This window comes from Anabaena sphaerica FACHB-251 (assembly GCF_014696825.1).
Classification (GTDB): Bacteria; Cyanobacteriota; Cyanobacteriia; order Cyanobacteriales; family Nostocaceae; genus RDYJ01.
Map to the genome: position 1 here is coordinate 296,220 of NZ_JACJQU010000002.1, position 14,407 is coordinate 310,626.

The following is a 14,407-nucleotide window of genomic DNA, read 5'->3' on the forward strand; positions in this document are numbered from 1 at the left end:
GAAGACAAGGTAATCAGTTTTCTTCCCTAACATTGTGTCCGTAGCGTCTACATCATAGTTCTACTTACCTCAAAATGCTAAATTTATCCAGGATGAAACGGTTTTTGCGCTTACCCGCAGGTGATTACTGGCGACAAAATAGACAGAGGTCGTCTTCAGCAGAAGTGGAAGATTCAATCTCCTTGCGGGTGCTGGTGCTAGGGCTGGTAATTTTAGGAACTGTGGCGACGGATATTGCATCGGAGACTACCTTTAGTCTTTGGGCAGTACCTCTGAGTACAGTGGGTACCATTTGGAGTTATTACCGTCGCCGCAATGCTAATATTCCAGTTAAGTTCTGTATTGCCATAGGAATGTTAGTAGCCCTGGGTGCTTTCTTTGGGCGGTTTGTGGGCGAGTGGAATGATACACGACTGAATTTGGCACAATTATTGATTGAGCTTCAGGTACTGCACAGTTATGATACGCCCAGGCGTAAGGATTTGGGTTATTCGATTGTCATCGGCTTGATACTTTTAGGAGTGGCGGCAACATTAAGTCAAACTATGGGGTTTGCACCTGTGTTGCTGTTATTTTTGGGTGTGGCTTTGCCAACTTTAGTCTTAGACTATCGCTCACGTTTGGGTTTGAAACCATTAAAAAAAGAAAAATTTACCAAAAAGAATTTTGTTAGTGCTAATTTTAAAGTTTTAATTGTCAATTTTTTGGTAATTTTAGGGCTGGGACTGGGAATTTTTGCTATTTTGCCCCGCTTTCCTGGTTATCAACTACGTTCTTTTCCTGTCAGTACGCCGATTGAGTTAAAGGGCAATTTTACAGGACGCAGTATCATTAATCCGGGTTATGTCCGCGAAGGTAATGGTGATGGTAATGGTGATGGTAATGGTACGGGACAGGGAAGAAGTGGTGAACCTGGAAAGGTAGATAATAATTTCTATTACGGTTTTAATAGCGAAATGAACCAAAATCTGCGGGGGGAAATGAAACCCAAGGTGGTCATGCGGGTAAGATCCCAAGCAGAAGGTTTTTGGCGAGTTTTGGCTTTTGACAACTACACAGGTAAGGGATGGAAAATTTCTCGTAATGATGAAGTTACTACCTTGAGGCGCTCATCTTGGTCTTACAGAATTTCCCTTGATCTGCCACTGATTAAAAATCCTACGAAAGAAGTAGTACAAACTTATAATGTGGTATCAGATTTGCCTAATTTGATACCCACTTTGTCTTATCCGAAGGAAATATACTTTCCCGGTCCTGTGATTGCGGTTGATCGGGAAGGGGGTTTGCGATCGCCTGTGCAGTTATCAGAAGGGATGACTTACACGGTAGTTTCAGAAGTTCCCTACCGCGATCGCACTTTGTTGGGTAAAGCTGGGACTAAATACCCACCGGAAATTAAAAATTATTACCTGCAAATCCCGCCAGAAATTGCCGATAAAGTCCGGCAAAAAACGGAAGAAATTCTGGCTAACTATAATCGTGAACGGGTTTCTCGAACTGAAGATAGCAGAACTCTCAATTCAGCTTATGAAAAAGCACTTTACCTAGCTCAGTATCTCAAGCAAAATTACTCTATTCCAGAAAATCCTCTAGGATTACCTTTTTTAGATCCAAAAGATGATTTGGTAGAAGCCTTCTTATTTAAACATCAAGGCGGCTATCCAGACCATTTTTCTACTGTTCTCACAGTGATGTTGCGTTCTATTGGTATTCCTGCGCGGTTGGTAGCTGGGTTTGCACCGGGAGAATTTAATCCGTTTACGGGGATGTATATTGTTCGGAACACGGATGCTTATGCTATGACGGAAGTGTATTTCCCTAAATATGGCTGGTTTGCCTTTGATCCTATTCCTAATCATCCTTTAATTCCGCCTTCGATTGAAGAAGATCGGACTTTTAGTGTATTACGTCAGTTTTGGAACTGGGTGGCTGGTTGGCTACCGTCTCCAGTAACTGGTTTGCTTAACGGTATATTCGGAACATTATTTACCTGGTTTTTTAGAGCGATCGCTTGGTTCTTTGCTTTATTTTCCCAAGGCTGGTTAGGAATTTTCACTGGTTTAATTGTTGGTACAACAACAGCTTTCTTTGGTTGGTTGGGTTGGGTACAGTGGCGAAAATGGCTCAACCGTAGGTGGTTGAAGAAATTACCACCAATGGAAAGCCTTTATCAACAAATGCTGCAATGGACAGCCGAGAAGGGTTTGGCTAAACATCAAGCACAGACACCCCTGGAATACGCCCAAGTGTCATACAACCAACATCCCAGAGAAACGGCTCAAGTCATCGATGAAATTTGTCAAGCTTATGTGAGTTGGCGTTATGGTGGTCATACTCCCAACTGGCAAGAATTACAGCAAAGATGGCAAACCATTAAAAAAGTCCCTCTTACTCAACAACGCAAAGAATAACAGGCGTAGGCTGACGGGGAGAGAAGGAAATTTAACTCTCCCCTTTTCATCCTGCTATTAGCGTGTATGGGTATAACTTCTCATATATCTTTAGAAAGATTTTTTAGGAATTTTAGCTGATAAAAAGCTAAAAGAAAGCATTTGTTATTTAAAAACTCAAGATATCAAGACTTTAAGCGTTGTAACTCCCATTCTTTAGGTATAACATGAGAATATGTTTATCACAAGCTTTTCCTAGCGCCTTGAGCGCCTATTTTTTTTATGGATATTCAGTTAATCAACATCGGTTTTGGCAACATCGTTTCCGCCAATCGAGTAGTTGCCATTGTCAGTCCAGAATCTGCCCCCATTAAGCGCATCATTACCGATGCTAGGGATAGAGGACAACTGGTTGACGCTACCTATGGCCGTCGGACTAGGGCTGTAATTATCACTGATTCCAGTCATGTTATATTATCAGCGATTCAGCCGGAAACGGTAGCAAATCGCTTTGTCATTTCCCGTGACCATCAGACTGCGGATAATTAATTAGAGGTGGGGCTATCAACCCCCCCTATTTGCAGCATATCGGCCGTAGGATATAACTTAGACAAGTTTTCTGTCACTAGTGCTACAAGATCCCTAGTTCCACCTTGTTCCAGCAACTAACACCAGACTTTAGTAGTTGTGGACAAATTCAAAAACGTAATTTCAATGCTGCTATTAATTTAAGCTCAGCGTATTTTAATCGCTTACGCATAACAAACGGGTAATTTACCCTGTGGATTAAAACCCGCCTCCGTGGCTCTGGTGGAAGCAGGAAGCAAACAACAAAATGCTCTATATATGATTAAAATATGAGCGTTAGGTGTCAGTTTTGTGTTGCACTAATGAATGATGTTTATTGATTAACTCAGAAGTTGAACGGATAATGCAAGTTTTACCCATTCATAGTGGTGCTACTACTCAAGAAAGCCCGTCTCTGGGCAAGCTGATTGTTTTGACTGGTCCTAGTGGAGTCGGCAAAGGTACTTTGATGCAAAAGCTCCTCCAGCGTCATCCAGAACTTTATTATTCAGTATCTGTCACGACTCGTTCCCCACGGACAGGAGAAATTAATGGCAAAAATTATTATTTTATCTCCCTTAACAAGTTTGAACAATTAGTTGCTCAGGGGGAATTCTTAGAATGGGCAGAATTTGCTGGTAACTATTACGGTACTCCCCGTGCAGATGTGCTTGACCAAATTGAGTCTGGCAAATTGGTGGTGCTAGAAATTGAACTAGAAGGGGCAAGACAAATTCGCGCTTCCTACCCTAACGCCCTGAGCATTTTTATTTTGCCACCGTCATTTTCAGAATTGGAGAAACGGATACGCGGACGAGGACAAGATTCTGAAGAAGCGATCGCTCGTCGTCTGTCTCGCGCCCAAGAGGAAATTAAAGCCGCAGATGAATTTGATATTCAAATCGTCAATGACGATTTTGAGACTGCTTTAAATCAAATTGAAACGGTCTTATTTGGATAATTAGCAGTTGAATATGGTAATAGGTAATTGCTGGAAATAACCAACAATTACCTATTAACCATGACCAGAAATTAAATTAACCGATTAAACCTTGGAAAATGGCCAAGTTGCCAGTCAAAAAGTAAGCAACTACAGCACCACCAATACCACCGATTAAAAAAGCACTAGCGAAGTTATTCCAGCTTTCTTTGGAATTAAAAGCATCTACTGGAGGCTTAGGTACAGTCACACTGGGAAGTGCTGAAGCAGGATTGCTATTGGAATACAGGGATAGACAGGCTGTAAGAATTACAACCAAACCAATGCTACCCAACAAACCAGCTAAGTTAGCATTGGGAGCATCCCGCAGGGGACCTAATTTAGCAAAAGGTCCAAATAGCAAGTAACCGTGAGCCATACCTACTTCTAACCCACGTCTGAAAGGAGTTAGACCAGGACGATAAGCAGGTAAGTTGCCAATAAACCACTTAACTAAGGGAGAAGAATTAACTGGGGTTTCTAGGTTTCCATCCACTGGATTACCTCCAGCGGGTCTTACTGTCTCCCGATTTCTAGGATCACTGGGGAGATTTTTTGATGCATCTACTGCTTGAGCCATATTTTATCTTGCCTCCTAAATTCAAAATGTTGGCATTTATCAGTAAACAGTGATCACTTATGGGACTATTTACTGTTTACTGATGTGAATCCCTTTTTTACCCTATGGTAGAGGGTGGAAAAGTAGGTCAGGGAAAAAGCGGTTAAATTCGATCAAAATGCCTGCTGTGATTGTCAACCAGATGGTAGCTGCAACAGGTGCTGTGGAAATGAACTTGATCAAATAGGATGATTGATCGCTTTTGTCAGCCATGAATTTAGTCTCCAAAAACAAGTGAATGAGAGCAGATGAATTAGCGTGGAGAAATAGGAATTTCTGAATCCTTAGCTGTTAATTCACCAGAGAGAAATTCTTTGATTGCTGCTGCTGGCCAAGCAAATCCAGTGGTGATGATGGGTAGTGCTAAACCCAAATCGATTTGGATTTCTTTTTGCTCAGTATCAGATTCCTTTTTAATCGCTTGTAGATAAGCGCGGCCAACCCAGCCGATCCAACCAGCAATATAGAGGAAGAGAATGCTGGGGATCAAAAAGTCACCAGCGCGGTCAAGGCGACCATCTACAATCAAGTGAGGATAACCTTCTGGTCCACACAGAGCCTGAGAATAACGCTCAAACCGCTTTTTACCTGATTCAGGGTCAGCGGTAGTGTTACGGGCATTTTGGGCAAGCTCTTGAAAAGCGGGGGAGTCTTTGCAAGGTACAAGGTTAGCGCCCAGAGCGTTAGCTGAAGGGGCAAAATTGAACCAAAGACCAATCGCTAAAATCAAAGCAAACAATCGTCTCATTGAGTTGTTTCCTTTTATTACAAAACAAGAAGTTCTTTGTACAAAACGAAGCGGCTTGTACAGTGTTTAATTTGGATAACTAGCAAGTCATCATACTCTTGGCTGGGAATCGAGTAAAGTTTAAGTAAATAAAAGTTAAAGCTTCGCAACCAAAAGTAAGGATTGGCGACTGGGGATTGGGGACTGGGTACTGGGGACTGGGTACTGGGTTATTAATCTACCCCTGCCTCCTGCCTCCTGCCTCCTGCCTCCTGCCTCCTGTTCCCTATTCCCTATTCCCTATTCCCTATTCTCTATGACCACTGTTTTAGCTATCGAAACCAGTTGTGATGAAACTGCTGTGGCAATTGTGAAGAATCGTCAAGTGTGCAGCAGTATCATAGCCTCGCAAATTCCCGTTCATCAGCAGTATGGTGGGGTAGTGCCAGAGGTAGCATCGCGGCAACACTTGGAAACGATTAATCAAGAAATAGCGCAAGCTATGGATGAAAGTTTTATGGACTGGGGACAAATTGATGGTATAGCTGCCACTTGTGCGCCAGGACTAGTGGGGGCATTGTTGGTAGGTCTCACAGCTGCCAAAACCCTGGCGATGGTGCATGAAAAACCATTTTTGGGAGTTCATCACCTCGAAGGTCATATCTACGCCACTTACTTGGCACAGCCCAATTTAGATCCCCCATTTCTTAGCTTACTCGTTTCAGGCGGACATACAAGCTTGATTTATGTAAAGGATTGTGGTATTTACGAAACTTTGGGAGAAACCCGTGATGATGCTGCGGGTGAAGCCTTTGATAAAGTGGCGCGGTTGTTAAAACTGGGATATCCCGGAGGACCCGTAATAGACAAGTTGGCACAAACTGGTAATCCTCAAGCGTTTGCACTACCAGAAGGGAGAATTTCGCTACCGGGTGGGGGTTATCATCCCTATGATTGCAGTTTTAGCGGATTAAAAACGGCTGTTTTACGGTTAGTGCAGCAGTTAGAGAAAGATGGTGGAGAATTGCCAGTAGCTGATATTGCGGCCAGCTTCCAAGAAACCATAGCCAAAGCTTTAACTAAAAGAGCGATCGCCTGCGCCCGTGATTATGGTTTAGATACAATTGCCGTAGGTGGAGGCGTAGCTGCTAACAGTGGACTAAGAAAGCACTTACAAGCAGCGGCTGCGGAACATAATCTACAAGTCCTCTTCCCGCCCTTAAAATTCTGTACTGATAACGCTGCCATGATAGGCTGTGCTGCGGCTGATCATCTATCCCGTGGACACACATCGCCTTTGACCTTGGGCGTTCATTCTCGACTACCTTTAACCCAAGTCATGCAATTGTATGGAATGTAGGGGGCAGGGGCGCAGGGGAGCAAAGGAGCAGAGGGGAAATATTATCTTTCTTTTGCCTTTTGCCTTTTGCCTTTTGCTAATGACCAATGACTAATGACCGGATGTGATGAGCAACTGCATCTGGCTGTTCTAACATTGCCAGGTGTCCACAATTAGGAATTTCAATAAAATTATCACCAACGTATTGGAAAAGCCGATGAAAGCTGGCTAAATGGCGCACATACTTGGGTTCCATCACCTTATCATCAGCACCAGATAAAAAATAAACTGGCTGCTTTAGCTGTGAAACCAACTGGGGTAAGCGGTTCACTTCTTCTTCCGTCGTGGAATCTAAAAGCGTACCCAGTGCTGCTTCTGGATCAGCAACAACGAAATCAATGACTCGTTGACGCGCCCAATACCGATCTAAAGGACGTGCCACACTCGCCCTAGTAAACAGTAAATCAATCAAAGGTAATTGGTACAGCCAACGTGGCCGAACTTGTAGAAATTTTTGACCCGTTGAGCGAAACTGCTCAAATGCTTCTTTGAGATAAATCCCACCACCTGCATTAATACAAATAACACCTTTAACACGGTCAGCCAATTGAGCCGCTGTCCATAGAGCAATAGTACCTCCCAAAGAATGACCAATTAGCCAAACACTAGGAATATTTAGAAGTTCCAGAAGAGCTACTAAATCGCGAGAGTATGCAGAGGGAGAATACAGAGAATCACCAGGATAGCTAACAAATTTAGGATCTGTGGTGGAATTGAGCGCCAAAACAGTTTCTGCTCGATTACAATCCAATTTAGGCTGAGACTGAGATTTACCAAAACCTCGCAAATCATAAGACAAGCACTGCAAATCAACTGATAGGCGAGAAATCACAGGTTGCCAGTATCCACGGCTGTTGAGCCAACCGTGGATAAACACTAAAGCATGGGGGCAAGACGTGGGAGCCGTTAACTCATAAGCGTGGGGAACGCCGAAGATTTCTATTGTTGCCATAGTTTCAAAAAGCATAGACATTGATCTCCTGCCCTTTGTTTGTCGGAAATAACCCCGACTGGGCTAACTACAAAGCCCTCTATCCCTAGACTAAACGCTGTCGGGACTACTTAATCCAGCAAATGATAACATTTATCGGTTCTGGTGTCCAAAAATGCTGCTCATTGTCTGGGTTTAAGTTGGCTCTGATCCACACCACATCTATTTGCTGGTTTCACCGTGATAAATGACAAGTGATGACAATATTTGTGTATAGATTAGGCGAAGTTTTACGATACCTATATCGTAACCCGAAGGGCGGGTGCGACTAAATACGGACAGGAAAATAGTTGAGGAGGCAGAGGAGATGGGGAGAGGGGGTGGAAAGGGAAGTTAATAACCCTGTCACCAATCACCTGTTAATGACCAAGTAACCTGTGCCGTACTCCTTCAGCAATTTTATGACCGAGATATTCAGGAATCAGGCTTTCGTTAGGTCCCAACAAGTAAAGGATCAGCCGTGTGCGTCCGCGCCAAACCAACAAATTGGCATTGACTACTAGTAGGTCTTCCTGCCAGATGCCATACATGACTTTATAAAATAATCCTGGTTGATTATCAGCTTCAATCACCAAGGCTGGGAGATGAAAAACCGGATCGACGTAGAACTCGGTTTGTACCTGTTCTAAACCAGCATTGAGGTTAAATTCCACTGCTAACATCTCTTCTACCTCAAACCGATTTCCTAGAGCCTCACGAATGGCACGGCAAACATTTTCTGCGGTTTTTTCGGTCAGGGCTTTGCTGCCACGAGACACCAGCAGTTTGATAAAAACTAACATTGGTGGTTGGATCTGACCATAGAGACTCAAACCGTGAATAGTTAAACCATAAGCTGCCAGGACACCAAAAATATCACTGAGGAGAAAAGACTGATTACGGTATGCAAAATGCAGGGCGCTTTTGCTGCCTTCCGGTTTCATCTCGATTACAGCCCGTTTGGTTTTATATAGACGGTATGCCAATCGTAAATTTTGCAGTTGAATCTCACTGCTAACAAATTGCTCATAAAATTGGGGAAACGCTCGATTAAAGCGTTTTAGAAGTTCTAGGGTCGAAGATTTTAAACCAGAAGTCATTGTTGGAGGTAAGACTTGCTTGCTTTGTTAAAACTAAAGCTAAAAACTGTGTTATTTACTACTTTGCTCTCCTATGATTCCGTTTTGGCGCTTAAGCATAAGCTTTACCTAATGTGAAAATCATAGTGGAAGTTTGATATCATACTAGCTACTAAGGGAAGTTCTACATAATCTATTAGACATCTCCAAAAATGAAATACGCGTATCCTAGTATCCTCTAATCCTTGTAGACACGTTTCATAGGTAGGGATTATCGGCTCTAAATTGTTTTTCTGAGATGTCTATTGTTCTCGCCTACTTGATGGGCGGAATCAAAGTTGACACACCAGCTAATGAGAGTGCCTCCATTTTCTTTTTTGCTGTCAAAATTCTGGGAGTAATTCTTTTTCGGTCTGCATGAGCCGAAAAGTAATCAAAATTCTGGACTTGGACACCTCAGAATACCTGATAATGTAGTATCTTGATTTTAGTGGATCAACCGATCAACCACTTGAAAAAACCCAGGAGCCTCAAGGCAAGGCATCTGCAAACAAATCCTCTGTGCTTTAGATAGGGGAGTGTGAAAACAAAATGCTAAAGTTAAAAATGATTGGTGTGAAAGATTCAGTAACAAGCTGTCACCATTGCCAGTCCCCAAAACACTAAACGTAAATTTTTATGTTATGTGTCTGGAGATAAAGCAGAGGCAGTAAATTTACTGATGAATCAACACTCTCAAACAGTGTAAGCAATTCAGTCATGTTACCCGAACCGCGTTGGCATGGGTTTTTGGAAAACTTGGTTTAGTAGTTCTGAATCTGTAGCGACAAATAAAACAACCGCATTTGAGGATCATACACGGGGAGATAAAGGCAACTCTAACGCCGTCAGCGATAGCATCGTTTTCAGCACTGAGCGAGATATCGACCTGTATGAACTAGAAGAACTCTGTGATGCGGTTGGTTGGTCGCGTCGCCCGCTGAGAAAAGTAAAAAAAGCCATTGAGCATAGTTTTCTCGTCGCGTCTATGTGGCAAGTACGAGGAAATAAAAGGCGGTTAATTGGTTTTGCTCGTGCTACCTCAGATCATGCTTTTAATGCCACTATTTGGGATGTGGTAGTTCATCCAGACTTCCAAAGTCAAGGTCTGGGTAAGGCATTGATGAAATATGTCCTCAAAAAACTCAGAAGTGAAGAAATTAGCAATGTTACTCTCTTCGCTGATCCCCATGTTGTAGATTTTTACCGGACTATGGGGTTTATTCCTGATCCAGAAGGTATTAAAGGGATGTTTTGGTATCCTCAATGAGCCTCAATTTGCAAACAAAACAGGTTGCTGCCAGTTCGCTATCATACTGAAGCTGTGCTATTGTTGGTTGGTTTAGCGATGAGCAGTGATCTAGCAAAATCAACTTTGTCAGGCTAAGTCAACAGAAAAACTCTTATTGAGGAAGTAATTTTATTTTTTCCAGGTAAGGGGGTTGGCAATCTGCGGTAAGAATGATATAGTTAGAAAGATGCTTCAGCAAAACATAATTTTTGTTATGTGCTGCTAAACTATCAAAAGCCAAATAGTATTTCCGGGATGTAGCGCAGCTTGGTAGCGCGCCTGCTTTGGGAGCAGGATGCCGCAGGTTCAAATCCTGTCATCCCGATTTTTGATGATTTTCAAAATTGTTCAATTACTACTCACTCAGCAGGTAGGATGTTCTATTTATTTACTTATTAAAAAAATTTCGGTTCTTCAGTACCTAATATGCTCTCATCAAGTCCAAAAAATCTCGGAAAGCTTGCTATACATAAGAAACAAGCCATAATTTTGAACATTATTACAAAATATTGCTTCTTTACCCTGTTCCCTCTTTCAGGCTGGTGATTTAGCATAACAAGTACGGTAGAATCAAAATTTCTAATACCGAAATTTAACACCTATTGAGTTAATCAGCAGTTTGAACGTTGGAACGATTGACTCAGTCATCGCGTCACCCATAACTGAGAAACGCTATAAAATAATAAAATAAAATCGTGTTTTTTTGATTAAGAATCCCGGAAATCACTCGCTGCTAGAGAAAAAGTATTATAGACTAATACAGCATTTAGTAGTGAACAGCAAGGCAAAATTCACAACAATTAGCCAAATCTATAAAGTTATTTGCAGAGAAAATAGCTTGTTAGATAATTACAGATGGTTTTGTCGGTATAAAATTAAACCGTTTTTTTCATTGTCTAAGTTAATTCAATTATTGATATTGAGATGAGGAGTTGTGATGAAATCATTGGTTCGCTGGGGCGTAACGCTAGGTTTAGTAGGTAGTACATTGCTGGGAAGTGTGGTAGCCGTCAATTTTCCCGCACTGGCATTATCAGAACAACAAATAAAAGATAAATTAGACTCAGTACCAGTTTACTTGATTACTAATGACAAAGGTTTACCTCTGAGTCGTACCCTTCCAGCACAAAATGGTCAACAAGGGGCATCGGTGACAGGTGTATATATGAGTCGCCAGGAAGCTTTGACCTTTATCAAAGAATTGCGTAACGCCAAAAATAAAGACCCAAAAGTTGAAGAAATGGCTAAAAAGCTGCAAGTTACTGCCGTGCCTCTAGGTGTAATTTATCAGCAATTGCAACAAAGCAAAAACCAGCCAAATCGACTTTTATTTGCTTTTAAACCTGTAGACCAAGAAATAAAAGGTGCTTTAGCTTTGCTAAAAGCAAGCGGTCAGAAAATAGATCAATTTAAAAGCGTACCTGTTTTTGCAGTGAGGTTTGCACCTGACAAAGGATATGTACCAATTGAATTGGGTGCTAATAAACAGCAAATGATTCCTTTATTTCTGAGCAAACAAGATGCACAAGGTTTATTAACCCAAGTAAAGCAGAAGTTTCCTAAGGCTGATATTCAAGTCATAGATGTAGATGGGGTGATTAAGACTTTAACAGATAAAAATGATTCCTGGTTAAACCAGGTGGTTTTAGTTCCATCCCCAGAGTCTAGAGAATATATCAAGACTCTACCTAGAGATAACGCTCCCAAACCAAAAGCTTTACCTTCTAAGCAGCGTTAATCATGACGAAGCAGCAGCCAAAGCTGGTTACTGGTATTGAAGTTTGGCAGTGGCGAAATGCAGCTATTCATGCTGCTATAGCTGCTGACATTTCACCTGTAGAAATTGATTGGCTGTTACAAGAAATAGCTGGATTAGACCGCTTGTCACTGCGTTTAGAGACTTTCAAAGAATGCCAGCAAATCAAGATGCAGTTGTCTTTGGCAGAGCTAGACTATCTGTGGAAAAGGCGGTTACAAGACCGCTTGCCAGTACAGTATATTGCTGGTTCTACGCCTTGGCGAAAGTTTAAACTCGCTGTGTCAAATGCGGTTTTAATTCCTAGACCGGAAACAGAGATGTTAATTGATTTGGCTGTGGCCGCTGTTAACCAATGTAGAGACGACAATCCCTACCCAGGGAACGTCTCTACACAGCAACATTGGGCAGATTTGGGTACTGGTAGTGGTGCGATCGCTCTTGGTTTAGCTGAAGTATTGACAAATGCAACAGTTCATGCAGTTGATGTTAGTGCAGAAGCTTTAGCGGTTGCTAGAAGCAATGCGGAAAATTTGGGTTTTGGGGAACGGGTTAAATTTTACCAAGGTTCGTGGTGGGAACCTCTAAAATCTTTAAAAGGTCAGTTTAGCGGGATGGTATCAAATCCACCTTATATTCCTAGTGATACCGTACTAACTTTACAACCGGAAGTAGTTAAACATGAACCACATCTGGCTTTAGATGGTGGTGTTGATGGTTTAGATTGTATTCGTGATTTAATTGCAGTTTCTCCTGCATATTTGCGTCCGGGTGGAGTGTGGCTAATTGAAATGATGGCTGGACAAGCGGATACAGTGCGGGAATTGTTGGAAAATAATGGTAGTTATTGTAATATTTCTATTCATGCTGATTTAGCGGGAATAGAACGTTTTGCTGTGGCTTATATAAAAAATGTCTGATTCAGACAAATAAAGATATTTAAACTCATTGCATCCTGTAAATCCTTAAATCCTGGAAATCCTGATTCAGACAAAAAAGATATTTAGGGAACACCAGCTTGTTGAAAAATTTGCTCAGAAGTAATTAGTTAATCGAGAATGGAATCTTTTTGGGGACATTTCATATAATTGAAACCCCACAGGTTCACATAAAAACAATAAAATATCAGATACGGCTATCCAAGGTGCATCAGGAACAAAGTTTTCCCGCAGACAGTATAAATATTCTGGTGTTAGTGCTAAGGGAAAAGCAGCATGAGCGAGTAATTTTTTGTATGTGGGGTAGCGGTTCAAGAAAGATTGTAAATGGGGATATTTAAATGTTGTGGTTGGGGATTTTTTCATATTTTTAGTCATATAAATAATATTTTATCGTAGGTTGGGTTAAGCGAAGCGCAACCCAACATCCCGACATTCTAAATAAAAGCAATATTTCTTTTTGATTAACATTACCTACATTTGTTGGGTTATGGCTTTGAAGATGCACATAATACGAAAACTCCCAAATCTTGATATATCTTGATTTTAAGATTTGCGATTATGTGCAAGCTCAATGAAAATTGATATAAAACGTCTGATGTTAGTTTACCTCCTGGACGTTGGGGATGGAAAAATAAATATTCTCCTGGACAATTTCTAAAATAATAAACTTCAGATTTACCTAACTTGCTTCCTTGTAAGTTATCGACCAACTGCTGAGAAAGCAAGAAAAAAGGAATCATTGAATTAGAAGCATCTATTAATAATAACACTTCGGCTCTATTAATGCGTTGGGGTATGATTACAGGTTCTAGTAAAAACCCATCTTCACCTATTTTGTGTACCGTCGCTTCGATATCTATTTCTGTTAATCTTCCTTGTCGTATTGGAAGACGTAAATAACGCCAACTGCGTTGGATTTTGCGTTTTGTGATAGGAAAATCTGTAATTGATAATTGAAATTTAGCATTTTGATTAAATGGTTTTTTCGGTAAAAGTCCACCTTTTAAAGCAATTGGTGTTTGTAAGAAAGAGGGTAAATCAGGTTTTGGAGGTTCAGGTTTTGGAAATTCGGATTTTTGAGGTTCAGATTTTTGAGTTTCTACTATTTCTTGATTTTTTGTATCTAATTGATAAAAATAATCATCAAAATATTTAATAAAATTCTTAACTGTTTCAGAATTGGGTTTAGACTTTACCCATAGCATTTGACAGAGTGTTTTTAATTGTTCTCGACTGCTTAAACCAAAACCTTTATTTAATGCTGCTAATAATAAATTATATTGGTCAATAGTCAGGGGAAAATCCCCTGTGTCTCGCAGGTGTAAGAATAAATCAAATAAAGGTAGTTTTTGATTATTCATCGTTATTTACTCTTGATTTATCCTTATAATATTCTTGGTCCTCTTTGCTTTTTAGTAAAACTCCTAATAAATGAGGATGTTGGTAAAGATTTTTGATGAAATCTAAAGCTTCCTCTTGAGAAGAACGTTTTAACCAAAGTATGAAATCTAATAATTCACTGATACTTGGTTTTTTACCATCTTTTCTGCGAGTTCCTTGGTTACGAACTTCAATAAATTTTTCAACTGCTTTTTTAACTATTCCATCTTTATCATTTAAAGGTTTACCAAAATTTTCCAAGAGGTCTAA

At 40.9% G+C, this 14,407-nt stretch carries 15 protein-coding genes and 1 tRNA gene; 8 read left to right on the forward strand and 8 right to left on the reverse strand.

The features are described 5' to 3' along the window. Positions 1–74 precede the first annotated feature (74 nt). The 3 genes from H6G06_RS05025 to gmk all read left to right on the forward strand — a co-directional run bounded on the left by H6G06_RS05025 (position 75) and on the right by gmk (position 3,918). Complete coding sequence (locus tag H6G06_RS05025; protein WP_190557679.1) at positions 75–2,411, forward strand: transglutaminase TgpA family protein; 2,337 nt, start codon at positions 75–77, stop codon at positions 2,409–2,411. Between the two features lie 261 nt (positions 2,412–2,672). Continuing rightward, positions 2,673–2,939 carry an extracellular matrix/biofilm regulator RemA gene (gene remA / locus H6G06_RS05030; RefSeq protein WP_190557681.1) on the forward strand — a complete coding sequence of 89 codons (267 nt, stop codon included), beginning with the start codon at positions 2,673–2,675 and terminating at the stop codon, positions 2,937–2,939. 379 nt (positions 2,940–3,318) lie between these two features. Continuing rightward, positions 3,319–3,918 carry a guanylate kinase gene (gene gmk, locus H6G06_RS05035; RefSeq protein WP_190558508.1) on the forward strand — a complete coding sequence of 200 codons (600 nt, stop codon included), beginning with the start codon at positions 3,319–3,321 and terminating at the stop codon, positions 3,916–3,918. A gap of 76 nt (positions 3,919–3,994) precedes the next feature. Here gmk and H6G06_RS05040 read toward each other — a convergent pair whose 3' ends face one another. The 3 genes from H6G06_RS05040 to H6G06_RS05050 form a co-directional block, all read right to left on the reverse strand. Beyond that, positions 3,995–4,516: a photosystem I reaction center protein subunit XI gene (locus tag H6G06_RS05040; protein WP_190557683.1), complete on the reverse strand. Its 522-nt coding sequence runs from the start codon at positions 4,514–4,516 to the stop codon at positions 3,995–3,997. A gap of 102 nt (positions 4,517–4,618) precedes the next feature. Next, positions 4,619–4,768, reverse strand: coding sequence for a photosystem I reaction center subunit IX (gene psaJ, locus H6G06_RS05045; RefSeq protein WP_006276004.1), 150 nt, complete (start codon positions 4,766–4,768; stop codon positions 4,619–4,621). A gap of 40 nt (positions 4,769–4,808) precedes the next feature. After that, on the reverse strand, positions 4,809–5,303 hold the full coding sequence (locus H6G06_RS05050) for a Photosystem I reaction center subunit III (protein WP_190557685.1): 495 nt from the start codon (positions 5,301–5,303) through the stop codon (positions 4,809–4,811). Positions 5,304–5,598: 295 nt separating this feature from the next. Here H6G06_RS05050 and tsaD point away from each other — a divergent pair, with 295 nt between their 5' ends. Continuing rightward, on the forward strand, positions 5,599–6,642 hold the full coding sequence (gene tsaD / locus H6G06_RS05055; protein WP_190557687.1) for a tRNA (adenosine(37)-N6)-threonylcarbamoyltransferase complex transferase subunit TsaD: 1,044 nt from the start codon (positions 5,599–5,601) through the stop codon (positions 6,640–6,642). A gap of 76 nt (positions 6,643–6,718) precedes the next feature. On the opposite strand, the gene H6G06_RS05060 is transcribed toward tsaD, so the two are convergent. Both H6G06_RS05060 and H6G06_RS05065 read right to left on the reverse strand, forming a co-directional pair. Continuing rightward, positions 6,719–7,633 carry an alpha/beta fold hydrolase gene (locus tag H6G06_RS05060; RefSeq protein ID WP_190558510.1) on the reverse strand — a complete coding sequence of 305 codons (915 nt, stop codon included), beginning with the start codon at positions 7,631–7,633 and terminating at the stop codon, positions 6,719–6,721. Positions 7,634–8,031: 398 nt separating this feature from the next. Continuing rightward, complete coding sequence (locus tag H6G06_RS05065) at positions 8,032–8,751, reverse strand: hypothetical protein (RefSeq protein ID WP_190557689.1); 720 nt, start codon at positions 8,749–8,751, stop codon at positions 8,032–8,034. Between the two features lie 760 nt (positions 8,752–9,511). Here H6G06_RS05065 and H6G06_RS05070 point away from each other — a divergent pair. The 4 genes from H6G06_RS05070 to prmC all read left to right on the forward strand — a co-directional run bounded on the left by H6G06_RS05070 (position 9,512) and on the right by prmC (position 12,736). After that, positions 9,512–10,039, forward strand: a complete 528-nt coding sequence (locus H6G06_RS05070; RefSeq protein WP_190557690.1) for a GNAT family N-acetyltransferase — start codon at positions 9,512–9,514, stop codon at positions 10,037–10,039. A gap of 272 nt (positions 10,040–10,311) precedes the next feature. Further along, positions 10,312–10,385, forward strand: a tRNA-Pro gene (locus H6G06_RS05075). 612 nt (positions 10,386–10,997) lie between these two features. Beyond that, positions 10,998–11,798 carry a Tic22 family protein gene (locus tag H6G06_RS05080; RefSeq protein ID WP_190557692.1) on the forward strand — a complete coding sequence of 267 codons (801 nt, stop codon included), beginning with the start codon at positions 10,998–11,000 and terminating at the stop codon, positions 11,796–11,798. A 2-nt stretch (positions 11,799–11,800) separates the two neighbouring features. Next, positions 11,801–12,736 carry a peptide chain release factor N(5)-glutamine methyltransferase gene (gene prmC / locus H6G06_RS05085; RefSeq protein ID WP_190557694.1) on the forward strand — a complete coding sequence of 312 codons (936 nt, stop codon included), beginning with the start codon at positions 11,801–11,803 and terminating at the stop codon, positions 12,734–12,736. A 114-nt stretch (positions 12,737–12,850) separates the two neighbouring features. Here the strand turns inward: prmC and H6G06_RS26995 are convergent, their stop codons facing one another. The 3 genes from H6G06_RS26995 to H6G06_RS05100 all read right to left on the reverse strand — a co-directional run bounded on the left by H6G06_RS26995 (position 12,851) and on the right by H6G06_RS05100 (position 14,398). Beyond that, positions 12,851–13,120: a hypothetical protein gene (locus tag H6G06_RS26995; RefSeq protein WP_206754709.1), complete on the reverse strand. Its 270-nt coding sequence runs from the start codon at positions 13,118–13,120 to the stop codon at positions 12,851–12,853. A gap of 122 nt (positions 13,121–13,242) precedes the next feature. Then, positions 13,243–14,118, reverse strand: a complete 876-nt coding sequence (locus tag H6G06_RS05095; protein ID WP_190557696.1) for a hypothetical protein — start codon at positions 14,116–14,118, stop codon at positions 13,243–13,245. Continuing rightward, a complete protein-coding gene (locus tag H6G06_RS05100; RefSeq protein ID WP_190557698.1) occupies positions 14,111–14,398 on the reverse strand; it encodes a hypothetical protein in 288 nt (95 codons plus the stop codon). The genes H6G06_RS05095 and H6G06_RS05100 overlap by 8 nt, the downstream gene beginning before the upstream one ends. Positions 14,399–14,407: the final 9 nt, after the last annotated feature.